Below are 23413 nucleotides of genomic sequence, written 5' to 3'. Positions count from 1 at the left end.
ACGGCCGGCCGGCTCGTGGTGGGCAAGCGCTTGTTACCCTTGGCCATGGCTCGACCGCTGGTGCATCCCCCGTCGCCAGCGGTCGGGCCTTTTCCCGTCGCGGGTCGAGGCGCGTCTGCTCAGCGCAGGTCGAGGCGCATCAGGATCCGGGGATGACCGGCCAGGACCGAGGTCGTGTCCGCGGCGTGGGTGAAGCCGGCCCGTTCGAAGTTCTTCCGCAGACCCGGGTACGCCATCGTCAGGTCGACCCTGGCGTCACCGTTGTCCAGAGGGTAGGCCTCGATCACGGGTGCGCCCCGGCCCCGGGCGAAGGCGACCGCGCCGGCGATGAGGGCGTGTGAGATGCCCTGCTTCCGATGTCCCGGGCGGACCCGGACGCACCAGAGCGACCACACCGGCAGGTCGTCCACGTGCGGGATCCTGCGGCTGCGGGCGAACGAGGTGTCCGCGCGCGGCGCGACGGCCGCCCAGCCGACCGGTTCGTCACCGTCGTAGGCCAGCACCCCCGGGGGCGGCTCGGCGTGGCACAGCTCGGCGACGTACTCGCCCCGGGCCGGGCCGCGCAGCTCCCGGTTGAGGCCGGAGGGGATCCGGTAGCTCAGGCACCAGCAGACGTTCGCCCCGGGCGACTTCGGCCCGAGCACGGCACGGACGTCCTCGAACTCCGTGGCCGGGCGTACGTCGATGCTCATGCCCCCACCCTGTCACGCCCCGGCCGCGCGCCCGGGGAGCCGGAGCGGGGCCCGCCCGGGCGGAAGCCGCTCGCGGCAGGCGCAGTCGGCCGGTCCCGGCCGCGTCCTTCATCGGCTCCGCTCAGCGGCGGCCATCGGCTCCGCTCAGCGGCGGCGGCCCGGCTCGTCCCTCGTCCCCTCCGCCACCGCCTGTTCACCAGGAACCGCGTTTCGGCCCGGGAAGCACTCAGCGGACTGCCCTACGGGGGAGCGGGAGCGTCCCGGGCCAGTACCGTCCAGTCGAGGTTCCGCAGTGCCGCCTCGGCGTCGCAGTCCGAGGGCAGGCGGGGCGTGGACTGGAACCAGACGACGGTCAGCCGCGAGCGGTAGGCGACCGGGTCGTGGGCCGGGTCCAGGGCCGTGGAGTGGAACGTGCCGAGGCAGGCCACGGCGGGCAGCACCTCGACCGGCCCGAGGCCGCCCGCGTACTGGTCGGGGTACTCGCGCCGCGGTGGGACGAGGTGCACCGGCGTGCCCGGGCGGGACCGCTCGGCGGCGCGCAGGAGGCCCCGGATCCGCGTGTCGTTCAGCGGCTTGCAGGGGTAGCCGTCCAGCAGGTCGCCGTACGTCGAGGAGAACCGCAGGTCGGCGAGGTCCACCCGGCGGCCGGAGGCCAGGACGAGACGGGCGAGCGCCAGGGCCGGCGCCTTTGCGTGGCGTTGCATCGAGGTCTTTCGGTGGTGGTCGTGGGCGGGGCCTGAGGCGGCGGCAGGCGGCGGGCGCACCGCCACGACGCCCGGTGCGTGCTCACGGCCGGTGCCCCGTCATCCGTGCCGCGGAGGCGATCGTCGCCCGGGCCTCCCGCTCGGACAGACCGGTGTCCACGGCCGCGTCGACCAGGGGGTCGAGCAGCGCCGGGCCGATGCCGTCCTCGTAGGCCCGGCAGGCGGCCCAGAACAGGCGGGTGTTGCGCTGGCCCTCGTGGGCGGCCAGGACGAACTGGACCAGGCCCTGGCCGTGGTCCCCGGCGGCGGGCGGCACGGGGTGGTGGGGGTGCGGGGCGCGGGGCGGTGGGATCAGCAGCCGCAGCAGGGAGCGCGGGCAGGGGGCGGGGGGCAGGTGCGCGGTGCCGGGGGCGGCCGTGTAGACGCCCCGGTCCGTGCGGGAGCCGGGGCCGACCAGGTAGCCGCCCGCGCCGCGGATGTCGATGCCGGGGGCGAGGCGGCCCGCCGAGTTGGGGACGACCGCCTCGGGCGGGCCGCTCAGCCACACGTGCCGGCCGCCGGACGGGGTGACGACGACCACGGTCGGCGGGATCGTGAACAGGTGCCGCAGGGCCAGCTCGCGCAGGGCGGCGGAGGAGTCCGTGCCGGTCTTCACGTCCAGGTCGAGGCCGATCAGATGGTGCGGGGGCAGCCCGCAGGCGATGCCGTAGCCGGTCGCCCAGGGTGCGGCGGCGAACAGCTCGCGGATGCGGTCCGGGTCGCTGGAGGCGTCGTAGACCCCGTGCCCGGGGCGGCCGCACGCACCGTGGCAGGGGGAGGGCGTGGGGTCGTCGCGGTGTGGGGAGCGCAGCGCGGGGAGCTTGGAGCGGGACAGGGGGATGACGGCCAGTCCGCGTTCGGCGGCTGACAGGGCGTGTGCGAGGGCCAGCGTCGTGGCCTGCCGGTCGGTGGTGGCCATGGCACTAGTTTCGTACGTACGTTCGAAAAAGGAAAGGGGGAGCGGGTGCGACGCGCCGGAGCCGGGTCCCGGCCGGGAAAAGTGCGGGAACGCTTCGTCCCTTGCGACGCCAGGGTTCGAACGCCTCTGTCCGCTCCCGTTCGGTACGGAAGTGACGAAGAGGGGTTTATCGACATGTCCTCACGCTTGCGTGCGAATGGCGGCTTCCGGGGTGGTTCGCCGGGGATTCGGTGGGCAACTCTGGACTCGCGACGTCGCGCACCGCACCGGGGCGGCCGGCCAACCTCCCTGGTGACAGCAGTGGTTCACGCACCACGGCCATGAGCCGGTGCGTCCCAGCATTCCGAAAGCTCTGGAGGGACAAGAAACATGGCAAGCATCCGTACCGCCCGCGTCATCGCAGCCGTCTCCGCCCTTCCGCTCGCGGCCGCCCTCTTCACCGGCGTCGCGACGGCGGACAACGGCGCCTTCGCGGACAACGGATCCATCGCGTCCGTCACGGAGGCCGAGCAGGGGGTCCTCGGCAGCGGCGTGGGCGGGGACAACTTCGGCACCGCGGCCACCACGCAACAGCAGGCCGTCGGCGACGGAGCCTCGAACCAGAGCAACACGGCCCAGGTCAACGGCTCGGAGTTCACGGCCGTCAACCAGGGCAACGCCAACACCGCCATCAGCTTCACCCCGCTGTGGTGGTGAGCTGAGCGGGCCGGTGCGGCGGCACCGGCCCGGGTGGCGTGGGGATGTGCTTCATGGGGTCACACACGTCCGGGCGGCGGTACTCCGGTACCGCCGCCCGGGCGTTTCCCCGTTGTGCTCGGGCCCACGGGGACCTTGACGGAGCACCGTACCTGACGGACAGTCAGAAACTGTGAAGGGTGAGCCGGAGGTCGACGAGGAGTTCGAGGCGCGTCTGAAGGCCTACGAGGGCCGGCCGGCCGCCGCCACCGGGGCCGGCCGCGACCCCGTCAACGAGCCGATGATCAGGCACTGGTGCGAGGCCATGGGCGACACCAGCCCCGCGTACCGGGGACCGGACGCCGTCGCGCCGCCCACCATGCTCCAGGCGTGGACCATGGCCGGCCTCACCTCCCGCCCGGAACGTACGGCCGCCTACGACGAACTCCTCACCCTGCTCGACGCGTCGGGCCACCACGCGGTCGTCGCCACCGACTGCGAACAGGAGTACCTGCGCCCGCTGCGCCCGGGCGACGAGATCACCTTCGACTCGGTGATCGAGTCGGTGTCCGGCCGCAAGACCACGAAACTCGGGGCGGGTTACTTCGTCACGACCCGCACCGACGTCCGCGCGGGCGGCGAACTCGCCGGCACCCACCGCTTCCGCATCCTCAAGTACGCCCCCGCACCCCGGCCCCCGGCCCCGGCCGAACGCCGCCCCCGGCCCGTCGTCAACCGGGACAACGCCGGCTTCTGGGAGGGCGTGGCCCGCCGTGAACTGCTCATCCAGCGCTGCACCGCCTGCTCCGGCCTGCGCTTCCCCTGGCTGCCGGGCTGCGCCGCGTGCGGCTGCCCGGACTGGGACACCGTCACGGCGAGCGGCGAGGGCACGGTGTACTCGTACGTCGTCATGCACCACCCGCCCTTCCCGGCCTTCGAACCGCCCTACGCGGTCGGCCTGATCGAGCTCGCCGAGGGCGTGCGGATCGTCAGCAACGTGGTCGGGGTCCCCTGCGACAAGGTGCGCATCGGCATGCCGGTGCGGCTGGAGTTCCGGCGCTACGACGACGAACTGGTGCTGCCCGTCTTCCAGGGGGTGGCGCCGTGAGGCCCGGCGACCGGCTCCCGCCCCTGGAGATCCCGATCACCCGCACCCTGATCGTCGCCGGGGCGATCGCCTCCCGCGACTACCAGGACGTCCACCACGACCCGGAGCTCGCCCGGCAGAAGGGTTCCCCGGACATCTTCATGAACATCCTGACGACCAACGGCCTGGTCGGCCGCTACATCACCGACCACTTCGGCCCCCGGGCACGGCTGCGCCGGGTCGCCATCCGGCTCGGCGCGCCCAACCACCCCGGCGACACGATGGTGCTGACCGGCACCGTCGAGGAGGTCGACGGCGACACGGCGACCGTGCGGATCGTCGGCGCGAACCGCCTCGGCCGGCACGTCACCGGCACCGTGACCGTGAGCGTTTCGCCATGAGCCGCGAGGGGCGGGACGGTCTCGGCGGGCGCGCGGCCGTCGTCGGTGTCGGGGCCACCGAGTTCTCCAAGGACTCCGGCCGCAGCGAACTGCGCCTCGCCGCCGAGGCGGTCCGGGCGGCCGTCGCGGACGCCGGGCTGACCCCGGCCGACGTCGACGGCATGGTCACCTTCACCATGGACACCAGCCCCGAGATCACCGTCGCCCGGGCGGCCGGCATCGGGGAGCTCTCCTTCTTCTCCCGGATCCACTACGGCGGCGGCGCGGCCTGCGCCACCGTCCAGCAGGCCGCCCTGGCGATCGCCGCAGGCGTGGCCGAGGTGGTCGTCTGCTACCGGGCGTTCAACGAGCGCTCCGGCCGCCGCTTCGGCTCCGGGGTGCGGCACCGGGAGCCCTCGGCGGAAGGGGCCGCCCTCGGCTGGTCGCTGCCGTTCGGCCTGCTCACCCCGGCCTCCTGGGTGGCGATGACCGCCCAGCGCTACCTGCACGCCCACGGGCTGACCCCGCAGGCCTTCGGGCACGTGGCGGTCGTGGACCGCAAGCACGCGGCGACCAACCCGGCGGCCCACTTCCACGGCCGGCCCATCACCCTGGCCGACCACGCCGCCTCGCGCTGGATCGTCGAACCGCTGCGGCTGCTGGACTGCTGCCAGGAGACCGACGGCGGCCAGGCCCTCGTCGTCACCTCCGTCGAACGCGCCCGCGACCTGCCCCACCCGCCCGCCGTGATCGCGGCCGCCGCCCAGGGCGCCGGCCGCGACCAGGAGCAGATGACGAGCTTCTACCGCGACGACCTGACCGGCCTGCCCGAGGCCGGGGTCGTCGCCCGGCAGCTGTGGCGCACCACCGGGCTCTCCCCGGCCGACATCGACGTGGGCATCCTCTACGACCACTTCACGCCGTTCGTGCTGATGCAGCTGGAGGAGTTCGGCTTCTGCGGCCGCGGCGAGGCGGCGGACTTCGTGGCCGAGGAGCGCCTGCCCCTCAACACGCACGGCGGACAGCTCGGGGAGGCGTACCTGCACGGCATGAACGGCATCGCCGAGGCCGTACGGCAGATCAGGGGCACGGCCGTCAACCAGGTGCCGGGGGCGGAGCGGGTCCTGGTGACGGCGGGGACGGGTGTGCCCACGTCGGGACTCGTGCTGACCGCCGGCCCCCAGGGGTGAACCCGCAGGACCGCGGGCCCCGCGCTCCACCTACAGGAGGTGCGGTGGGCCCTACCCGTACAACCTGAGGGGGACACCGCTTCGGGACCTGCGGCCGATCCGCCCGCGGGGTCGCCGCTCATAGCGTTGAGCCATGACCACACTCGTCTGCACGAGCGCTTCGAAGGCGGCCGGACCAGCGGCGCAGACCCTTCCCTACCCGTCCTTCTCGTCGTACGTCAGGGCCCGCCAGCCGGTGCTGCTGCGTACCGCCCGCTCGCTCACCGGCAACCCGAGCGACGCGGAAGACCTGCTGCAGACCGCCCTCACCAAGACATACGTCGCCTGGGAGCGCATCGAGGACCACCGGGCCCTCGACGGCTACGTGCGCCGGGCGTTGCTGAACACCCGGACCTCGCAGTGGCGCAAGCGCAAGGTGGACGAGTTCGCCTGCGAGGAGCTGCCCGAGCCGGAACCGGTGCCCGGCGGTGACGACCCGGCCGAGCAGCAGGCGCTGCGTGACGCGATGTGGCGGGCGATCATGCGGCTGCCCGCGCGGCAGCGGGCCATGGTCGTCCTCAGGTACTACGAGGACCTCAGCGAGGTGCAGACGGCCGAGGTGCTCGGCGTTTCGGTGGGCACGGTGAAGTCGGCCGTCTCCCGGGCGATCGGCAAGCTCCGCGAGGACGCTGAGCTGGGACTTGTCCGCCGGTGAGGCGGCCCGGGGCCCGCTTGTGAGCCCTCCCTCCGGCATGGCGTGATCTGATCGATCACCCGGTCCTAGTGACATACCACGCGGTATGTGCGCAGAATCAGCGCAACCTTTACCACCGCGTAGGCAATGCCGCCCCGGGAGGACGCCGTGCTGAGCACCATGCAGGACGTACCGCTGCTGATCTCGAGGATCCTGACCCACGGGTCGACGATCCACGGGACCTCACAGGTGACCACCTGGACCGGTGAGGACGAGCCGCACCGCCGCTCCTTCGCCGAGATCGGCGCCCGCGCGGCCCAGCTGGCCCACGCGCTGCGGGAGGACCTGGGCGTCACCGCCGACGAGCGCGTCGCGACCCTGGCCTGGAACAACGCGGAACATGTCGAGGCCTACTTCGCGATCCCGTCCATGGGCGCGATCCTGCACACCCTGAACCTGCGCCTCCCGCCGGAGCAGCTGGCCTGGATCGTCCACCACGCCGCCGACCGCGTGATCATCGTCAACGGCTCCCTGCTCCCCCTGCTCGCCCCGCTGCTGCCGCACCTGAAGCCGGTCGAGCACGTGGTCGTCACCGGCCCCGGGGACCGCTCCCTCCTCGACGGCGCGGCCGTCCGCGTCCACGAGTACGAGGACCTGATCGCCGGCAAGCCGACCTCGTACGACTGGCCCGAGCTGGACGAACGCCAGGCCGCCGCCATGTGCTACACCTCCGGCACCACCGGCGACCCCAAGGGCGTGGTCTACAGCCACCGCTCCATCTACCTGCACTCCATGCAGGTCAACATGGCCCAGTCCATGGGCCTGACCGACCAGGACACCTCGCTGGTCGTCGTCCCCCAGTTCCACGTGAACGCCTGGGGCCTGCCGCACGCCACGTTCATGACCGGCGTGAACATGCTGATGCCGGACCGCTTCCTCCAGCCGGCCCCCCTCGCCGCGATGATCGAGAGCGAGAAGCCCACGCACGCGGCCGCCGTCCCCACCATCTGGCAGGGCCTGCTCGCCGAACTGACGGCGAACCCCCGGGACGTCTCCTCCCTCGGCCAGGTCACCATCGGCGGCTCGGCCTGTCCGCCCTCGCTGATGGAGGCCTTCGACAAGCTGGGCATGCGGGTCTGCCACGCCTGGGGCATGACGGAGACGTCCCCCCTCGGCACGATCGCCCGTCCGCCGGCCGGAGTGGTCGGCACGGAGGAGGAGTTCGCCTACCGCCTCACCCAGGGCCGCTTCCCGGCCGGTGTCGAGGCCCGCCTGACCGGCCCCGGCGGCGAACGCCTCCCCTGGGACGGCGAGTCCGCCGGCGAGCTGGAGGTGCGCGGCGCCTGGATCGCGGGTGCCTACTACAACGGCCCCGACGCCGAACCGCTGCGCCCCGCCGACAAGTTCAGCGAGGACGGCTGGCTCAAGACGGGCGACGTCGGCACCATCTCGGCCGACGGCTTCCTCACCCTCACCGACCGCGCCAAGGACGTCATCAAGTCCGGCGGCGAGTGGATCTCGTCGGTGGAACTGGAGAACGCGCTGATGTCCCACCCGGACGTCACCGAGGCGGCCGTGGTCGCCGTCCCCGACGTCAAGTGGGGCGAGCGCCCCCTCGCCACGGTCGTCCTCAAGGAGGGCTCCACCGCCACCTTCGAGACCCTGCGCGCCTTCCTCGCCGACGAGGGCCACATCGCCAAGTGGCAGCTCCCGGAGCGCTGGACGGTCATCGAGGCGGTACCGAAGACGAGCGTGGGCAAGTTCGACAAAAAGGTGCTGCGCAGGCGATACGCGGAAGGCGAGCTGGACGTCACGTCCCTCGGCTGATCCGCCCTGCACCGCCCCGCCCCGCTGCCGGACGACTCGCGCCCCGGAGCCGGACGACTCGCGCGCCCCGTCACAGGGACCGGTGGCTCACCTGTCCGGCTCGGGGACCGGCGACCCACCTGCCCCGGCCCCTCACTTCTGGTTGGATCGAGGGGCCGGGCACCGGGCCCGGGGAGACGGGGGAGCGACATGCAGTGGGGGGCGGCTCCTGCCGTGACGGTGGCAGCCGAGAGCGTGATGTCCGAGTTCCAGCAGAACCTCGTCGTGGCCGTCGTGGGCGTGGTCCTCGGCATCCTGGGGACCGTCGCCATCGAGCGCATGAAGCTCCGCCGCGAACCCACCAGGCGGCTCTCCTGGGACGCCGAGGTCAGCAACGCCATGGTGTCCGCCGACGACACCATGCGCCGCCGGCTCCGGCTCAGCTTCGACGACTTTCCCATCGAGGGCCTGAGCGCGGTCGAGTTCCGGCTCGAGAACAGCGGCAACCGGGTCGTCAAGAACGAGCGGCTGCGCTTCAGCTTCCCGCAGGACGCCCGGATCCTCGAAGCGGTGCCGACGTCGCAGCCCGAGCGCGAGATGGGTGTGACCAGGCGCCCGGACCTCGAACAGGACGCGAGCGAGGCCGTCTTCACCATCGGCCACCTGGAGCGGGGCCGGTCCGTGACGCTGCGGCTCTCCGTCGCCGCCCGGGACATCACCGGCTGGAAGGTCGTGGACCACAACGACGAGGGGGATGTCGACTTCCACGAACGCGCGGCCGCACGCCGCAAGGAGGACCGGGAGCACGTCCCGGCCTTCTTCGCGCTGGCCTTCCTGACGTTCACCGTCCCGCCCCTGGCCGCGCTGCTCGGCTACGCCGGGCAGCTGGCCGCCGTGGTGCTCGGCGTCGCCTTCCTGGTCGGCATCGCACCGCACGTCGCCCCCACGGGCCGGACCCTGCGGGACTTCCTGACCAGGCCGGAGGCGCCCCAGGGTGGCGTCCACATCGGGACGGTCGACTCGTCCACGTTCGCGATCGGCACCCGCAGCTCGGCCACGTCCGAACGGCCGGGCCGCGTGCCACCCCAGCCGTCGTCCTGACGTCCGGGCCGGGTCCGCCGGGCATGCCGGTCCCGGCCGGCGGGGGCGCCCGCAGCCACCGCTCTCACCGGCGTACGGAGGTCAACCCCCACCCCAGCAGCAGCCACACGCCCGCCACCGCGCACACCCCGCCCCAGCCGACGTGGCTGAAGGCGGCCCCCGCGAGGGCCGAGGCGGCCGCGCCGCCCGCGAAACCGGCGACCACATAAGCGGTGTTGGCCGTGGCGGGGGTGGAGGTCGCGGTCAGGGCGAGGGTCTGGTTGGCCACGTGCGAGGCGACCAGCGCCGCGTGCACGGCGATCGCCGCGGCGAACAACGCCCCCAGCACCTGCCCGCCCAGCCAGAACAACGGCACCGACACGGCCGCGACCGCGTACGCGGACCGCACGACCCGCGCCGCACCGAACCGGTCCACCAGCCCGCCCGCCAGCGGCGCCACCGCACTCGCGGTCAGGCCGAACAGCCCGAACAGCCCGGCCGTCGCGGTGGACAGTCCGTACTCCGGCCCGGTCAGCAACAGCGCCAGCGAGGTCCACAGCGCGCTCCACGCACCGAACATCCCGGCCTGCCGCACACACGCCCGCCACAGCTCCGGCGAGCTCCGCAGCACCGACGGCAGGGCGACGAGCCCCGCGAACAGCGGCCCTTCCCGGCGCCGCCGCGACGGCAGGACCACCGCCGTCGCGAGCCCCAGCACGAGGGTGAGCACGGCGGCACCGGCGAACACCTGGCGCCAGCCGAAGGCCTGTCCGCCCAGCCCGCCCAGCACCCGGGCCCCGACGATGCCGAGGAACAGGCCCGCGATGACCACCGCGACATGCAGCGCACGCCGCCGCGCGGGAGCCCGCTCGGCGACCAGCGGGACGAGCAGCTGGGGGATGACGGTGGCCGCCGAGGCGACGAACATCGCGACCGCGAGGACGGCGACGCCCGGGGCGGCCGCGGCGGCACCCAGCGAGAGCGCGGTGACCAGCGTGAGCCCGGCGACCAGCCGGCGCCGGTTCGCACGGTCGCCGAGCGGGGCGAAGAACAGCAGGCCGACGGCGTAGCCGAGCTGGGCGACCGAGGCGATCCAGGCGATGGCCGAGGGCGCCGAGCCGAAGTCACGGGCCATGAGCGGGAGCAGTGGCGCGGCGAGGTAGATGTTGGCGGCGGTGACCGCGCTGCACACGGCGAGCAGCGTCAGGAAGAGGCCGGGGGCGGGCGTCCGGGCCCGGCGCTCGGAGGCCGTGGCCGGCGGGGCGGTGGTGGTCGCTGACGGCATGGGAAGGGACTCCTTGGAGTCGGCTCTAGCAACTAACTGGTTGGTTGGCTGGTGGGGGAACAGTCTGGGGCGGCCCGCCATTCCCTGTCAACCAAACAGTTGGTTACCTGTCCGCGCTACCCTCTCCCCCATGGCAGCAAGGGACCCCGAGGCCACCAAGGCCCGGATCTTCGAGGCGGCGGTCGCCGAGTTCGCCCGGCACGGCATCGCCGGCGCCCGCATCGACCGCATCGCCGCCGAGGCGAAGGCCAACAAGCAGCTCATCTACGCCTACTTCGGCAACAAGGCGGAGCTGTTCGCGATCGTCCTCGAGAAGAAGATGCTCCACCTCGCCGAGGCCGTCCCCGTCGACCCGGACGACATCGAGGGCTGGGTCGACCGCCTCATGGACTACCACGCCGCCCACCCGGAGCTGCTGCGCCTGCTCTTCTGGGAGGGCCTGGAATACGGCAGCACCGAACTGCCCCACGAGTCCGACCGCCAGGAGCACTACCGCCGCAAGGTCGCCGCCCTGCGCGACGGCCAGCAGCGGGGCGTGGTCACCGACGCGATCCCGGCCGCCGACCTGCTGTTCCTGCTGACCGCCCTGGCCAACTGGACCGCCGTCGTCCCGCAGATGCGGCGCATCCTGGTCGGCGAGGACGAGCCGGACCGGGACCGCCTGCGCGCGTCGGTGAAGGAGGCGGCCCGCCGCCTGACGGCCCGCTAGGCGCTCCCCACGGCTGGTCCGTCTCCGGGTGGAACCGCCTGCGCGCGTCGGTGAAGGAGGCGGCCCGCCGCCTGACGGCCCGCTAGGCGCTCCCCAGGGCCGGTCCGTCTCCGGGTGGAACCGCCTGCGCGCGTCGGTGAAGGAGGCGGCCCGCCAGGCGCTCCCCACGGCTGGTCCGTCTCCGGGTGGAACTGCCTGTGCGCGTCGGTGAAGGAGGCGGCCGCCGCCTGACGGCCCGCTAGGCGTTCCCCACGGCTGGTCCGTCTCCGGGTGGAACTGCCTGTGCGCGTCGGTGAAGGAGGCGGCCGCCGCCTGACGGCCCGCTAGGCGCTCCCCACGGCCGGTCCGTCTCCGCCTGGCTGTCGAGCCGACGGCGCGCCGCCGGGCTCAGCGGCGGCCGGCCCGGCTCGTCCCTCGTCCCCTTCACCACCGCGTCGGCCCCCCGGCCGCAGGACCGGGGAGGGCGGTGGCCGGCTCCACGGCGGCCCGCCTGTCCGACGCCCCGACGGCCGTCCTGGTTCGTGCCTAGTTGGTGCCGATGCGGCTGAGCAGGTCGACGATCCTGGACTGCACCTCGGAGCTGGTGGAGCGCTCCGCGAGGAACAGCACCGTCTCCCCCGAGGCCAGCCGGGGCAGGTCGGCCTGGTCGACGGCCGCGGTGTAGACGACCAGCGGGGTGCGGTTGAGCTGCCCATTCGCCCGCAGCCAGTCGACGATCCCGGCGTATCCCTCCTGCCGCCGGTGTACCTGCAGCAGGTCCATCACGACCAGGTTCGGCCGGAACTGCCCCGCCAGCGTCACCGCGTCCGCGTCGCTCGCGGCCCGCGCGACCTGCATCCCGCGCCGCTCCAGCGTCGCCGTCAGCGCCAGCGCGATCTCCGCGTGCTCCTCGATCAGCAGGACCCGCGGCGGGTGCTGCTCGCTGTCGCGTGGCGCCAGCGCCTTCAGCAGCACGGCCGGATCGGCACCGTACGCCGCGTCCCGCGAAGCCTGCCCGAGCCCGGCCGTGACCAGCACGGGCACCTCGGCGGCCACCGCGGCCTGCCGCAACGACTGCAGCGCCGTCCGCGTGATCGGCCCGGTCAGCGGGTCGACGAACAGCGCGGCCGGGAACGCCGCGATCTGCGCGTCGACCTCCTCGCGCGAGTTCACGATCACCGGCCGGTAGCCGCGGTCGCTCAGCGCCTGCTGCGTGCTGACGTCCGGGGCGGGCCACACCAGCAGCCGCCGCGGGTTGTCCAAGGGCTCGGGCGGCAGCTCGTCGTCCATCGGCTGCGGCCGCGGAGGATCGGCCACCTCGACGGCCCCGCCGGGCCCGTCCAGCGGCTCGGGCCCCTCGGCGGCGTTCTCGTCCGGCGCGCCTATGGCGTACGAGCGTCCGCCGCCCTCGGTCATCTGCGCGAGGCGCGACTGACCGGCCAGGGACGGCTGCGGCGGGACGGGCGCGGTGGCCGGGGCGGGCACCTGCGCGGCGACCGGCGGCGGTGTGTGCTCACCCGCCGCACGCGGCCGCGCGACCTGCTCCGGACGGAGCCCCTGCTCCGCCGGACGCGGCTGCCCCTGCTCCGGGCGGCCCGCCTGGTCCGTGCGCGTCGCGGGGTCGGGCGGCGTGCCGAGCTTGCGGCGCCGGCCCGATCCACCCGGCTGGTGCGGGGGAGGCGTGGCCGACTGGTGTGCGCCGGGGTGCGCGCCGGGCACGGCCGACGGCTGCTGGACCTGGGCCGCCTGCCGGGTGAACGGCACACCCTGACCCAGCGTCCGCACGCTGATCGCACGCCCCTGCGTCGAGTTCGGATCGACGGGTGCGGCGGCCTCCGCGGGCAACGGTTGTGCCGCCCGCGGCACACCCTCCGGCGGCAGCGGGGTGCCCGGTGCGGGGGTGCTCTGCTGCGGCCCCCGGGAGGCAACTCCCTGCGCGGGCGCGCCAGGGGCGTTGATGGGGTGTGCGTTGATGCCGTGGGGGTTCGTGCCGTGGGGGTTCGTGCCCTGGGCGTTCGTGCCGTGGGCAGGAGTCCCCTGAGGGGGAGTTCCCTGCGCCGCCGGGACTCCCTGCGCCGCCGGGACGCCCTGGGTCGCCGGGGTTCCCTGAGCGGCCGGGATGCCCTGGGCGTTCGTGCCCTGGGGCGGGACGGTCTGCCCCGGAGCCGCCTCCGCGGGGAGCGGCCGACCGGCAGCGGGCTGCTGCGGCAGGGGCTGGGCCGGGGCCGCGGGCTGCAGGACCTGCCCGGGGAGGGCCGCCTGCACACTCTGCCCGAGCCCGCCCGGAGCGGGTACGGACACGCCCTGCGGCGCGTGCGGCTGGGGGACGACACCCTGCGCCGGTACGGCACCGTCCTGTGAGGGAACGCCCTGCGCGTGAGCGGCCTGCCCCAGCGGGATCTGGCCGGTGGCATCCTGCTGCGCGGCCACACCCTGCGCGGCTGCGGCAGGCATGGACCCCGCCGGCACGGCAGCGCCAGGCAGGGAACCCGGCGGTACGGGCCCGCCCGGACCCGCGGGAACGGAACCGGCGGGAACGGAACCGGCGGCCACCGGACCCGCCTGCTCGGCGGCTCCAGGTACCGGCGCTGCGGCACCCTCGGCCGGCTGCGGCGCCGCGACGGCCCGTCGCCGACGGCCGGTCGGCGCACTGGTCGGATGCGGCTGCGGCGGAGTGTGATCGGCGGACTGGTCGTGCGGAACGGCGTCGTGCCGCCCCTCGTCGACCGCCCCGCCCCCGGCGACGCCCGCCCCGGGGGCCGCCACGACCTGCTGCGGCTGCCCATGAACCGGCACGTGCCCCTGAGCCGGAGCCGGACCCTGCCCGGGCACCTGCCCCTGCGCGGGCGTCTGCCCCTGGGCCGGAGTCAGGCCCTGCGCGGGCACTTGCCCCTGGGCCGCCGTCTGTCCCTGTACCGGAGTCAGGCCCTGCGCGGGCACCTGTCCTTGAACCGGCACGTGCCCCTGCACCGGAGCCAAGCCCTGCCCGGGTACCTGCCCCTGAGCCGAACCCAGCCCCTGCGCGGGCACCTGCCCCTGCCCGGGTGCCTGCCCCCGCACCGGAGTCAGGCCCTGCCCGGGCACCTGTCCCTGCCCGGGTACCTGCCCCTGCGCCGGAGCCAGGCCGGGGCCGGTCTCCGGTGGGGCCTCCTGCTGGGCCGGGGACGGAGTCTGATCGGATCCGGCCGGCGGCAGGGCGAACACCGGGCGCGGCCCGGCCGCTGCCGCCTCCTGCGCGGCGGCCGCTCGCTCATTGGCGGCGGCCAGCGCACGCCGTCGGCGCCCGGTCGGCTGCCGGTCCTGCCCCTGCGCCGCATCGGCGGAACCGGCGGACTCGGCATCGGACGACGCCGCGGGCAGGGCCGGCGGCAGCGCCGCCTGCTCCCCCGGCTCGCGCCGGGCCCGCCGTCCGGACGGGGCGGGTACACCCTGCGGCGGCACGGTTCCGCCGAGGCCGGTGTTCGAGGCGGCGGCCCCCGCCGCATGCTCGGCGGCCGTCACCACCGCCCCCTCGGCGACGCCTTGGACGGCACTGCCGACGCCTCCGGCACCGGCTTCCTCCGCCGCGCGCCGCCGTCGCCCGGTGCCACCGGACGCGGCACCCGCCGCACCACCTGTCGCAGCATCCGCCGCAGCTCCCGCGGCGGCCTCCTCACCGGACGCCTGCGCCGGAAGAGCGGCCGGCTCGCCGGCGGCCCGCCGCCTGCGCCGCCCGGTGGGCGCGGCCCCGTCCGTTCCGGGAGCACCGGCCCCGTCACCCTCACCACCCGGAACGTCCCCGTCCAGGAAGGCGTCGGTGGTGGCCCGGCGCGCCCGGCGCCGCCCCCCACCGGACCCCTGCTCGGCTGAACCGGCGACCGCGGGATCCACGACCGCGGGATCCACGGCCGCGGGATCCACCCCCGCGGGGTTCACGGTCGCGGGGTCCATGGCGGCGGGATCCGCCGGGTCGACGACGGCGAGCGCGGCGGACTGGCCCACCTGCTGGGCGGCAACCGCCCCGGCCCCGCCCCCGATCGGCACTTCGAGGACGTACGCGCTCCCGCTCATCCCCGGCACCTCGTGCGTCTGCAGCACACCGCCGTGGGCCCGGACGATCCCGCGGACGATGGGCTCGTGCACGGTGTCGCCACCGGCGTACGGCCCGCGCACCTCGATGCGGACGACCTCGCCGCGCTGGGCCGCCGCCACCACGACGGTGTTGTCCAGGTAACCGCCCGCCGACACGGGCGTGTTGCCGGTCGCGTCGACCCCCGCCACGTCGGCGACCAGATGCGCCAGGGCGGTGGCGAGCAGCCGGGGATCGACCTCGGCCTCGATGGGCGGCGCGTGCACCGCGAACTGCACCCGCCCGGGCCCGATCAGCTCGACGGCCCCGTCGACCCCGGCGGCGACGACGGCGTCCAGCATCACCTTCGTACGGGCGATGCCCTCACCGCCCGCGTCGAGACGCTGGTACCCGAGGACGTTGTCGATCAGTGTCGTGATGCGCGAGTAGCCGGCCGACAGATGGTGCAGCACCTGGTTGGCCTCGGGCCACAGCTGCCCGGCGTCGTCCGAGGCGAGCGCGGCCAGCTCGCGGCGCAGCTCCTCCAGCGGGCCGCGCAGCGACCGGCCGAGGAGGGTCAGCAGCTGCTCGTGCCGGGCGGCGAGCGCCTCGAACCGGTCCTTCTCCCGCTCCCCGAGCGCGGCGTAGCGCTCCTCGTTGGCGGCGAGTTCCTCGGCGTGCCGCTCGGTCAGCTCCTCCAGCTCGGTGACGTGCTGCTGGCGCAGCGCGGTGAGCTCGGAGGCGTGCTCCTCGGCGATCCGCTCCAGCTCCTCCTCGTGCCGCTTGCGCGCCGCCTCCTTCTCCTCGACGACGGCGTCGTAGGGCCGCCGGTCGGTGAAGGTCATCACGGCGCCGACGAGCTGGTCGCCGTCCCGCACGGGCGCGGTCGTCAGATCGACCGGCACCTTGCCGCCGTCCTTGGCGTACAGCACCTGCCCGCGCACCCGGTGCTTGCGCCCGGAGCGCAGGGTGTCCGCGAGCGGTGAGTCCTCGTAGGGGAAGGGCGAGCCGTCGGCGCGCGAGTGCAGCACGAGGTTGTGCAGTTCGCGCCCGCCGAGGTCGCTGGCCCGGAAACCCAGTATCTGGGCGGCGGCCGGGTTGACGAGCACGATCCGCCCGTCGGTGTCGGTGCCGACGACGCCTTCGGCCGCAGCCCGCAGGATCATCTCGGTCTGCCGCTGGGAGCGGGCGAGCTCCGCCTCGGTGTCCACGGTCCCGGACAGGTCGCGTACGACGAGCATGAGCAGCTCGTCGCCGGTGTAGCCGTAACCGTCGTAGGCCTGCTGCCCGTTCTCGAGGTTCGCACTGGTGACCTCGACGGGGAACTCGGTCCCGTCGGTCCTGCGCGCGATCATGCGGGTCGGCTTGGTCCGGGCGTGCGGATCGAGGTGTTCCGGCCGGCGCATGGAGCCGGGGATGAGCTTGGAGTCGAACTGCGGCAGCAGATCGAGCAGCCCGCGCCCCACCAGGGCGGTGCCCGGGGTCTCGAAGGCCTCCAGGGCGATGGTGTTGGCGTTGACGACCGTGCCGTTGGCGTTGACCAGTACCAACGCGTCGGGGAGGGCGTCCAGTATGGCTGCGAGGCGAGCAGCGCCTCGGGATGGCCTGCTGCTCACGAGACGCTTCCTCCCTGTTACCGCACCTTGCCGACCGCTCGGGCCATCTTGCCAACCGTCCCGCGGCGTGTCACGCGAGGGAGTCTAAGGGCTGCGGTTGCGCTCGCGACGCCGGATGAGAAGGAGGTCGCACGCGAAAGTGACCCCGAACTGACGACCGAGTAAGCGTGAAACGCCCGCCCTCCTGCGACGACGTCGCGGGACCTTCGCGGGACCTTTACGAGAGCGGCGTTTCTGTACCTTTCGGCCGAGCCGCCCCCAGCTGGCGGAATGAGGGCGGAGTGTGGCGCAAAGGGGCCCGGGCCCCGGGGCGGCGTCAGCCCTTCCCCGTGGCCCTCATGTCCGGCAGCAGCGGCACGAGCCGGTCCCACCGGGAGATCTGGCACCCGTCGCGACGGTCGTACCTGGCGTCGACGGGCCGCCCGGCCCAGGTGCCGGTGACGTGCGCGGTGGCCGGGCCGCCGTACTGCATGGTGCAGAAGCCGCCTTCCGGGGCGGGTGCGAAGACGTCCTGCCCCCAGCGTGTGTCCCGCTCCAGGGCGGCACAGGCGCCGCCCGGGTCGGGGTGGCTGCCGCCGTCGGGGTCGCAGTACAGCTCGAACGTCCCGTCGGCCCCGCCGCCGGCGCCGCGCACGGTGACGGTGAGGTGATCGCGGTCAGGGCCGTCGCCGGGCCGGGCGGCCGGGGACGGCAGGCCGGTCGCGTCGGTCTGGGCGTAGGCGTCGGCCTGGGCGTACGCGGCCGGGGGCGCCGCGGTCAGTGACCCGGCGGCGGCGACGGAGGCGGCGGCACCGACGAGGAGGCGCCGCAGGGCGGGGCGGGCCGTGGCCCGGGAAGTGGCACGCAACATGCGCTGTCTAACGCGACGCGGCGCGGGATGTTGCGTGCGGGCCCCCGAGTGGGCCCGCACGGGCCTGACAAGGCCTTTGCCCTGCGCCCTTCCCGCCTAGTACCGTGGGGGTCGATTGGTGACAGCACGCTCGACTGTGTCATCATCGGCACGCACCGCTCGCGCTCGCGCGGGAGTGATGCTGGAGGCGTCGCCTAGTCCGGTCTATGGCGCCGCACTGCTAATGCGGTTTGGGTCTTAAAGCCCATCGAGGGTTCAAATCCCTCCGCCTCCGCACCCAGCTCAGGGAGTCCGTCACGACGTACGGACTCCCTGAGCTTTTTCATGCCTTTTCGCATCTTCTCCGTGCGGGCATGCCCATCGACGGTCGAGCCCGGGCACGTCCACCTCGTCCGGCCGAGGACGCCGCGCGGGTCCAGAGGCCCCGTGAGAGCTGTTTCAGCAGGTCACAAGGGGTGCGGCTAACGGATTTCACATGGCGGCGGCAGTCATGTAATGTTCTTCCTGTCGCCGCGAGCGAGCCGGAAGGCCCGGGAGCGGCGATAAAACAGAACAAGCACTCGTAGCTTAACGGATAGAGCATCTGACTACGGATCAGAAGGTTGCAGGTTCGAATCCTGCCGAGTGCACACAGACCAGAGGCCCCGGAGAGATCCGGGGCCTCTGGCGTTTCGTGGCGTGCAGCAGTGAAGAGCGGCTGCCGTCTAGGGCCGGTCCGGATGGTTCAGTCGCCGGCCCCGGCTCTCGGCGACACGGAGAGCGTCCCGCAAGGACTCGGTCAGACGCTCGGCGAGGTAGCGGAGAGCGCCGGGTTGTTCGTCGGGGAGCAGGGCGAGGGCGTGGTTGAGGAGTTGGTTGCCCATGTGGAGTTGGATCGACTCCGCGGCATCGGCGACTCGGGAGGCCGGTCCGCCGTGATGATCGGTGATCAGGTAGCTGTGCTTGCCTTCAGGCCCGGACCCGGGGAGGAGTCGGAGTTCGTCTGTTGTCATCAGGCGGCATCGAGTCCGTGGACCCAGTAGGGGCCGGAAACCGGCTGACCCAGGGCGGCCGTGGCGAGTCTGCGCCGATGCTGATGTCGCTCATGAGCGAGCAGGTACGGGCGTACCGGGCTCGTTGCCGTGCCATCCAGCGGTGCGTCGTCCTGGGCGTACGGGCTGCGGTGCGGCGAGAGTGGTGGGGTGATGCTCGGGGCTTGGCCTACGAGCATGCCGGGCGCAGGTGGCCAGAGAGGTGGGTGCCCGCCCGAGCCCTTCACCAGAGCGCGCACCCAGTCGAAGAGTCGGTGGATAAGGTCAGTCATGTCGTCAGCTCCCATGTAGCTGGTGGCCGTACCCCGAGGCGGCTGCAACCGTCGTCGGGGTTTCTCGCATGGGTCAACCGTAGCGTCTGAATACTAGGCATGCTAGGGGTTCTAGGTATTCCATGTATCGCACGGATGTCCAAGCATGCGCATGCTGGTGAGGTGATTGAGTTCGTTCCTGACATTCCTCGGTGGCGGCAGGTGGCCGAAGTGGTTCGCGTCCGGATCGCGGATGGCACCTATCCGCCGCGTACGCGTGTTCCCTCCGTAGTGCAGCTCACCTCGGAGTTCGGAATCGCCAACGCGACAGCGCACAAGGTGCTCCGCGCGTTGCGGGAGGAAGGGCTGACGTATACCGAGCCTGGCCTCGGGTCGTTCGTCGCTGAGCGGCCAAGGAATGCCGATGCCGAGGAGAAGGCATAGCGGCACTCAGCTCAGAGCTTTGGCCACCTCGTAGATGGTCGGCCGGTCTTCGGGAGCATGGCTGAGCATTGCCTCGATCAACTCGCCCAGCTCACCGGGCGCCTTGACGGCGCGGCGTCGGCCGTTGGCTACGGCCCTTCTCTGGACGGGGCGTGGAGCGTCGTCCGGGTACTCGACAGCCCGCCAGCCGGTGGCCGAGATGAGCAGCGAGGCACCGAAGGCGTAGATGTCTGCTTCCGGCGTGGGCTCGGCTTCCCCTGTGGCGAGCACGCTGCGCGCGATCTCCGGTGCCTCGTAGTGGACAAGGCAGCCGCGGAACGGGAAGTCGTACCCCTCCGGGACTTGTCCGCCTCGGGCTAGAGCCAGGTCGATGAGATGCGTCCGCTCCGGCCCGACGATGAAGTGGGCGGGCTGTACGTCGCCGTGGGCCCAGCCCTTGGCGTGCAGTTCGGCAAGGACCTCGACACAACCCAGCGCCACACGGGCGTCCGGTGCGATGGACGGGTCTTTCCTACGGCAGGGCTCCCACAGCTGGTGCAGGTCCGGCCCTTCATGCCACGGCTGGAAGTTCCACGTCCCGCGCTCCCATTCTCCGTACGCGAAGTCGTCGAATCCGAGGCGATGCAGCACGGCACCCTCGCGTGCGGGCGCGAGGGCGGTCCAGGGCTGGGCGGGCCAGTCGGCCGTAGCCGCGATCGGATAGCCGACCTTGACGGCGTAGTGACCTCGATGGCTCTGCACCTCCCAGACCATGGAGCCCCGGCGGTTCAGGACCAGGCGCTGAGACGTGGGCATCAGGGCGTCGAGGACCACGATCGGCAGTTCAGAGGGTGAGCCGGACAACGTCTCTTCTCCTTCCGGGCGAACGCGGCCACCCTCAGGTCGAGGCCGGCCGCGCCGCTGGTGTCTTGTGCTATGCCTGGCCGTACGGGCGGCCGCAGTCGGAGTCGCACTGGGCGAGGTTCGTGCCGTCCACGGTCCACAGGTCGTCGAAGACCATGAAGCCCGCAGTCTTCATGGCCCGTGCCGAAGCGGCGACCTGCTTCGGATCACGGGCGCCACCACCGGGCTTCGGGTTGTGGTGCAGGAAGCGGCCTGCGAACCGCTCGCACAGCTCGTCGTACTCCTTCGTGTGCAGGATGAGCGCGTGGAGACCCAGGTCCACGTCATCCGACGGAACCATGGGGACGATCGCGGTGGCTGCGGTGACCACGAAGGCGACCGCCTGGTCCGCGATCCGCTCGGCACGCTCGGGTGTCTGCCCGTTGTGGACGACCACGAAGTGGGCGAGGCTCTGGAACAGTTCCTCGCCAGCCACCGCGCGGCCGGTCCTCTGGTCGTTCGCCGTTGCCGTCATGCGAGTACTCCTTCTGGGTAGTGGAGCGTGGCACTTACGGGTTGGGAGGCCGCCCCGTCCGGGGGTGGGGGAACCGGGAGTGAGCCCCCGTCCGGGGCGGCCGGTCTACTGGCCGACAGCGAGAGCCATACCGATCACCAGGCCGCATGACCCGCTGATCAAGATGATGAAGAGGACTCCCGCGTATCGGCCGATGGCGCGCATCACAGGCCGTCCCTGCTATTGCCGTTCTTGATGGCCAAGCGGGCGCTCAGTTCCTCCCGAGCACTCGGCTGCACCACCTTGTCCGGCATGGCATCCCATTCCCGGCCGCCACCGATGGGCCGTATCTGCACTCGGCCGCCGAGCTCACCCATGACGATGCCGATACGTCCCTTGGCGGTGTCCTTCGCCAGTTCACCGATGCCTGGTCTGGTCTGCTGGTTGCTCGCCATGCAAGGGAGCATCGCGATCGGAGGGCCGTCTCTAAAAGGTCAGGCTGCTTACCCAACTTGGGTAACATCGCCGGAAGTAGAGAACCAGCGACGTTGCGTAGCCCTCGCAGTGTGGGAGCTTGCCGATGCCCGACCCGGACCGGCCGCAGGAACTGCCGGCCAGGCTGCTCACCGATCCCGAGATGATCGATGCGTGTCGGGTCCGGGACTTCGCCAAAGTCTTCCGGCTGGTGAAGGTCAGGGCGGGGATCTACCCGTCGATGATCGCCCGGCGTTGTGATCTGACGCCGAGCCGCGTGGGCGAAGTAATCGCAGGCCGACGCCACTTGCAGCACATGGACGTCATCGAGCGAATCTCAGACGGCTTGCGCATCCCAGGAGACATGCTCGGGCTTGCCCGGCGAGCCTGGGAGACGCCCCAGGCCCTGGTGGTCGACGAGCGCGAAGCGCCCCAGATACCGGAAGCCGAGCAGCCTGCCCCCGGGTCTCTGCCAGGTCCCGAGGTGGACAGCATCTTGGCACTGGCCACTCGAACGAGCCTGAACGCGGCGACGCTTGAAGCCTTCCGCTCCTCCATCGAGGACTATTGGCGACGAGACGACCAGCACGGTGGCGAAGCCCTGCGGCCCGCCATCGTCGGCCAGCTCCGTTATGTCGTCGGACTCCTGAAGGAGAGCCGACCGCCGTCGATCCAGAACGGCCTGTACGGCATCGCGGCCGAGCTGGCACGCCTCACCGGCTGGACCTACTTCGACGCCCGCCAGTACAACCAGGCCCGCGCCTACTTCACCGAAGCCCTGCAACTGGCGAAGGAGATCGACGACCGGCAGTTCATGGCCAACGTCCTCGCCTGCATGAGCTTGCAGGCGACCTACCAGGACAAGCCCGCGGACTCGTTGGCACTCGTGACCGCAGCCCAGGACCAGGCCCGATCAGCACTCGGCAGCACGCCGCGCGTCATGTCGATGCTGGCCATGCGGGAAGCCTTCGCCCATGCCACACTCGGCAACCGTGATGACACACACCGGGCGATCGGGGAAGCACACAGCCAATTCGAGCAGATCGGGGCGAGTGATCCGGACCCCTCATGGGTGACGTACTTCGACGAGCCGAAGCTCATCGTGGACACGGGCATTGCCCATGGCCGACTGGGCGAAGCGGCGACTGCCGAACCTTTGATCGCCGATGCCCTGCGGCGGGAGCACCACACGAACCAGCGAGGCCGCGCGTTCCACTCGTTTTGGCTGGCTCGTACGCAGCTGGACCAGGGCAAGCTTGACGAGGCGTGCCACACCGCAACGCAAGCCCTTGAGCCCGCGTCGGCGGTGGCTTCAGAGCGAGTATCTGGACACCTCAGGGAGTTCTACGACCAGTTGGCCCCACACAGGCAGGAGCCCGTAGCCCTTGCTTTCGAGGCACGGCTACGGGAACTCCTCCCGCCAGTCAGCGGATCGCTTCATCCATGAGCAGGTAGAGCAGACCCACGAGTGAACCGCTACTCACGATCTCGCGGCGGTCTATCATCCCGCGCACCTCTGAGAGAGGGATCCACTCGATGCGGTCGGACTCGTTCTTCTCTGTGGGAGGACCGGAGTACGTGGCGCCGGCGATGCGGAAGACGTGGTGCTGCGAGTCGGTGATCCCGTTCGCCGGCTCGGCATAGATCAGAGGCTTGATGGGGCCAGGGCGCCAGCCGGTCTCTTCCAGGACTTCGCGGGCAGCAGCTTCTTCCGGCGTCTCGCCCTCCTCAACCAGGCCCATGGGCAGTTCCCAGGCCCACGAGTCCGTGATGAAGCGGTGCCGCCACATCATCAGGACCTCTTGGCGGTCGTTGACCACAGCAGCAACGGCCAAGTGCCGGAGGCGGACGACGTGGTACTCCCACCTACGTCCGTCCGGCTGTTGGACGTCGACCAGACACAGATTTACCCAAGGGTTGGTATAGACCTGTCGCTCACCGTGGGTCTTCCACTCCATACCTGCGGCCCCTCTCGATCGGACTCCAGGATCTCAGACCGATCCGGAGCCGGGTGCATGTTCCCCTCTTTTCGCGTCACCTTGACGAAATGTGTCGCCCAGGACCCCATCCCGGTCAGGACTGAGCGGCAGGCGGACGAATCACGAGCGACGGCGGGGGATTCACCGAGACCTCAGCTTTGGGAGG

At 72.3% G+C, this 23413-nt stretch carries 21 protein-coding genes and 2 tRNA genes; 12 read left to right on the top strand and 11 right to left on the bottom strand.

What is annotated here, in order from left to right; genetic code table 11:
• Positions 1-119 precede the first annotated feature (119 nt).
• The 3 genes from ACFV20_RS04475 to ACFV20_RS04465 form a co-directional block, all read right to left on the bottom strand.
• Complete coding sequence (locus ACFV20_RS04475; protein ID WP_385652247.1) at positions 120-692, bottom strand: GNAT family N-acetyltransferase; 573 nt, start codon at positions 690-692, stop codon at positions 120-122.
• A gap of 239 nt (positions 693-931) precedes the next feature.
• The gene (locus ACFV20_RS04470; RefSeq protein ID WP_385652246.1) at positions 932-1396 is read right to left on the bottom strand and encodes a hypothetical protein; all 465 of its coding nucleotides are present in this window, start codon (positions 1394-1396) and stop codon (positions 932-934) included.
• 82 nt (positions 1397-1478) lie between these two features.
• Complete coding sequence (locus ACFV20_RS04465; RefSeq protein WP_385652243.1) at positions 1479-2354, bottom strand: bifunctional DNA primase/polymerase; 876 nt, start codon at positions 2352-2354, stop codon at positions 1479-1481.
• 369 nt (positions 2355-2723) lie between these two features.
• On the opposite strand from ACFV20_RS04465, the gene ACFV20_RS04460 reads away from it, so the two are divergent.
• From ACFV20_RS04460 to ACFV20_RS04430, 7 genes are all read left to right on the top strand, one after another.
• Positions 2724-3050, top strand: coding sequence for a hypothetical protein (locus ACFV20_RS04460; RefSeq protein WP_385652242.1), 327 nt, complete (start codon positions 2724-2726; stop codon positions 3048-3050).
• Positions 3051-3222: 172 nt separating this feature from the next.
• Positions 3223-4137, top strand: a complete 915-nt coding sequence (locus tag ACFV20_RS04455; protein WP_385652239.1) for a bifunctional MaoC family dehydratase N-terminal/OB-fold nucleic acid binding domain-containing protein — start codon at positions 3223-3225, stop codon at positions 4135-4137.
• A complete protein-coding gene (locus ACFV20_RS04450) occupies positions 4134-4517 on the top strand; it encodes a MaoC family dehydratase (protein ID WP_385652236.1) in 384 nt (127 codons plus the stop codon). The genes ACFV20_RS04455 and ACFV20_RS04450 overlap by 4 nt, the downstream gene beginning before the upstream one ends.
• Positions 4514-5686, top strand: a complete 1173-nt coding sequence (locus ACFV20_RS04445) for a lipid-transfer protein (protein ID WP_385652234.1) — start codon at positions 4514-4516, stop codon at positions 5684-5686. Before ACFV20_RS04450 ends, ACFV20_RS04445 begins: the two co-directional genes overlap by 4 nt.
• 133 nt (positions 5687-5819) lie before the next feature.
• Positions 5820-6380, top strand: a complete 561-nt coding sequence (locus ACFV20_RS04440) for a SigE family RNA polymerase sigma factor (protein WP_385652231.1) — start codon at positions 5820-5822, stop codon at positions 6378-6380.
• A gap of 126 nt (positions 6381-6506) precedes the next feature.
• The gene (locus tag ACFV20_RS04435; protein WP_385652230.1) at positions 6507-8186 is read left to right on the top strand and encodes a long-chain fatty acid--CoA ligase; all 1680 of its coding nucleotides are present in this window, start codon (positions 6507-6509) and stop codon (positions 8184-8186) included.
• A gap of 213 nt (positions 8187-8399) precedes the next feature.
• Positions 8400-9266: a hypothetical protein gene (locus tag ACFV20_RS04430; RefSeq protein ID WP_385652228.1), complete on the top strand. Its 867-nt coding sequence runs from the start codon at positions 8400-8402 to the stop codon at positions 9264-9266.
• A 64-nt stretch (positions 9267-9330) separates the two neighbouring features.
• On the opposite strand, the gene ACFV20_RS04425 is transcribed toward ACFV20_RS04430, so the two are convergent.
• On the bottom strand, positions 9331-10530 hold the full coding sequence (locus ACFV20_RS04425) for an MFS transporter (protein WP_385652227.1): 1200 nt from the start codon (positions 10528-10530) through the stop codon (positions 9331-9333).
• A 130-nt stretch (positions 10531-10660) separates the two neighbouring features.
• On the opposite strand from ACFV20_RS04425, the gene ACFV20_RS04420 reads away from it, so the two are divergent.
• Entirely contained in the window at positions 10661-11239 is a 579-nt protein-coding gene (locus ACFV20_RS04420; protein ID WP_385652225.1) for a TetR family transcriptional regulator, read from the top strand.
• A gap of 525 nt (positions 11240-11764) precedes the next feature.
• Here ACFV20_RS04420 and ACFV20_RS04415 read toward each other — a convergent pair.
• Positions 11765-16882, bottom strand: coding sequence for a PAS domain-containing protein (locus tag ACFV20_RS04415; protein WP_385652223.1), 5118 nt, complete (start codon positions 16880-16882; stop codon positions 11765-11767).
• Positions 16883-17198: 316 nt separating this feature from the next.
• Positions 17199-17732, bottom strand: a complete 534-nt coding sequence (locus ACFV20_RS04410) for an SSI family serine proteinase inhibitor (RefSeq protein WP_385652221.1) — start codon at positions 17730-17732, stop codon at positions 17199-17201.
• A 183-nt stretch (positions 17733-17915) separates the two neighbouring features.
• On the opposite strand from ACFV20_RS04410, the gene ACFV20_RS04405 reads away from it, so the two are divergent.
• Positions 17916-18006: transfer RNA gene (locus ACFV20_RS04405), tRNA-Ser, on the top strand.
• Positions 18007-18288: 282 nt separating this feature from the next.
• Positions 18289-18361, top strand: a tRNA-Arg gene (locus ACFV20_RS04400).
• Positions 18362-18436: 75 nt separating this feature from the next.
• On the opposite strand, the gene ACFV20_RS04395 is transcribed toward ACFV20_RS04400, so the two are convergent.
• Positions 18437-18724 (bottom strand): hypothetical protein, encoded by a 288-nt coding sequence (locus tag ACFV20_RS04395; protein WP_385652219.1) that lies wholly within the window; start codon positions 18722-18724, stop codon positions 18437-18439.
• 473 nt (positions 18725-19197) lie between these two features.
• Between ACFV20_RS04395 and ACFV20_RS04390 the strand changes: the two genes are divergently transcribed.
• The gene (locus ACFV20_RS04390) at positions 19198-19458 is read left to right on the top strand and encodes a GntR family transcriptional regulator (protein ID WP_385652216.1); all 261 of its coding nucleotides are present in this window, start codon (positions 19198-19200) and stop codon (positions 19456-19458) included.
• Between the two features lie 6 nt (positions 19459-19464).
• Here the strand turns inward: ACFV20_RS04390 and ACFV20_RS04385 are convergent, their stop codons facing one another.
• From ACFV20_RS04385 to ACFV20_RS04375, 3 genes are all read right to left on the bottom strand, one after another.
• On the bottom strand, positions 19465-20301 hold the full coding sequence (locus ACFV20_RS04385; RefSeq protein WP_385652213.1) for a protein kinase: 837 nt from the start codon (positions 20299-20301) through the stop codon (positions 19465-19467).
• Between the two features lie 70 nt (positions 20302-20371).
• Positions 20372-20815, bottom strand: a complete 444-nt coding sequence (locus ACFV20_RS04380; protein WP_385652211.1) for a glycine-rich domain-containing protein — start codon at positions 20813-20815, stop codon at positions 20372-20374.
• A gap of 203 nt (positions 20816-21018) precedes the next feature.
• On the bottom strand, positions 21019-21261 hold the full coding sequence (locus ACFV20_RS04375; RefSeq protein ID WP_086851077.1) for a hypothetical protein: 243 nt from the start codon (positions 21259-21261) through the stop codon (positions 21019-21021).
• A 113-nt stretch (positions 21262-21374) separates the two neighbouring features.
• Between ACFV20_RS04375 and ACFV20_RS04370 the strand changes: the two genes are divergently transcribed.
• The gene (locus tag ACFV20_RS04370) at positions 21375-22715 is read left to right on the top strand and encodes a hypothetical protein (protein WP_385652210.1); all 1341 of its coding nucleotides are present in this window, start codon (positions 21375-21377) and stop codon (positions 22713-22715) included.
• Here ACFV20_RS04370 and ACFV20_RS04365 read toward each other — a convergent pair.
• A complete protein-coding gene (locus ACFV20_RS04365) occupies positions 22693-23226 on the bottom strand; it encodes an NUDIX hydrolase (RefSeq protein WP_385652207.1) in 534 nt (177 codons plus the stop codon). The genes ACFV20_RS04370 and ACFV20_RS04365 overlap by 23 nt on opposite strands.
• Positions 23227-23413 lie beyond the last annotated feature (187 nt).

Source organism: Streptomyces sp. NPDC059696, assembly GCF_042733745.1.
GTDB lineage: Bacteria > Actinomycetota > Actinomycetes > Streptomycetales > Streptomycetaceae > Streptomyces.
The sequence above is the reverse complement of the archived record's forward strand: the minus strand, read 5'-3'. Positions and strand labels throughout refer to the sequence as shown.

What these genes read in the sequence shown, in the direction of transcription:
- ACFV20_RS04425 (WP_385652227.1), bottom strand. Translation starts at nt 10,530, where the DNA reads ATGCCGTCAGCGACCACCACCGCCCCGCCGGCCACGGCCTCCGAGCGC.
- ACFV20_RS04445 (WP_385652234.1), top strand. Translation starts at nt 4,514, where the DNA reads ATGAGCCGCGAGGGGCGGGACGGTCTCGGCGGGCGCGCGGCCGTCGTC.
- ACFV20_RS04395 (WP_385652219.1), bottom strand. Translation starts at nt 18,724, where the DNA reads ATGACAACAGACGAACTCCGACTCCTCCCCGGGTCCGGGCCTGAAGGC.
- ACFV20_RS04475 (WP_385652247.1), bottom strand. Translation starts at nt 692, where the DNA reads ATGAGCATCGACGTACGCCCGGCCACGGAGTTCGAGGACGTCCGTGCC.
- ACFV20_RS04460 (WP_385652242.1), top strand. Translation starts at nt 2,724, where the DNA reads ATGGCAAGCATCCGTACCGCCCGCGTCATCGCAGCCGTCTCCGCCCTT.
- ACFV20_RS04465 (WP_385652243.1), bottom strand. Translation starts at nt 2,354, where the DNA reads ATGGCCACCACCGACCGGCAGGCCACGACGCTGGCCCTCGCACACGCC.
- ACFV20_RS04420 (WP_385652225.1), top strand. Translation starts at nt 10,661, where the DNA reads ATGGCAGCAAGGGACCCCGAGGCCACCAAGGCCCGGATCTTCGAGGCG.
- ACFV20_RS04375 (WP_086851077.1), bottom strand. Translation starts at nt 21,261, where the DNA reads ATGCTCCCTTGCATGGCGAGCAACCAGCAGACCAGACCAGGCATCGGT.
- ACFV20_RS04440 (WP_385652231.1), top strand. Translation starts at nt 5,820, where the DNA reads ATGACCACACTCGTCTGCACGAGCGCTTCGAAGGCGGCCGGACCAGCG.
- ACFV20_RS04410 (WP_385652221.1), bottom strand. Translation starts at nt 17,732, where the DNA reads ATGTTGCGTGCCACTTCCCGGGCCACGGCCCGCCCCGCCCTGCGGCGC.
- ACFV20_RS04435 (WP_385652230.1), top strand. Translation starts at nt 6,507, where the DNA reads ATGCCGCCCCGGGAGGACGCCGTGCTGAGCACCATGCAGGACGTACCG.
- ACFV20_RS04370 (WP_385652210.1), top strand. Translation starts at nt 21,375, where the DNA reads ATGCCCGACCCGGACCGGCCGCAGGAACTGCCGGCCAGGCTGCTCACC.
- ACFV20_RS04470 (WP_385652246.1), bottom strand. Translation starts at nt 1,396, where the DNA reads ATGCAACGCCACGCAAAGGCGCCGGCCCTGGCGCTCGCCCGTCTCGTC.
- ACFV20_RS04365 (WP_385652207.1), bottom strand. Translation starts at nt 23,226, where the DNA reads ATGGAGTGGAAGACCCACGGTGAGCGACAGGTCTATACCAACCCTTGG.
- ACFV20_RS04380 (WP_385652211.1), bottom strand. Translation starts at nt 20,815, where the DNA reads ATGACGGCAACGGCGAACGACCAGAGGACCGGCCGCGCGGTGGCTGGC.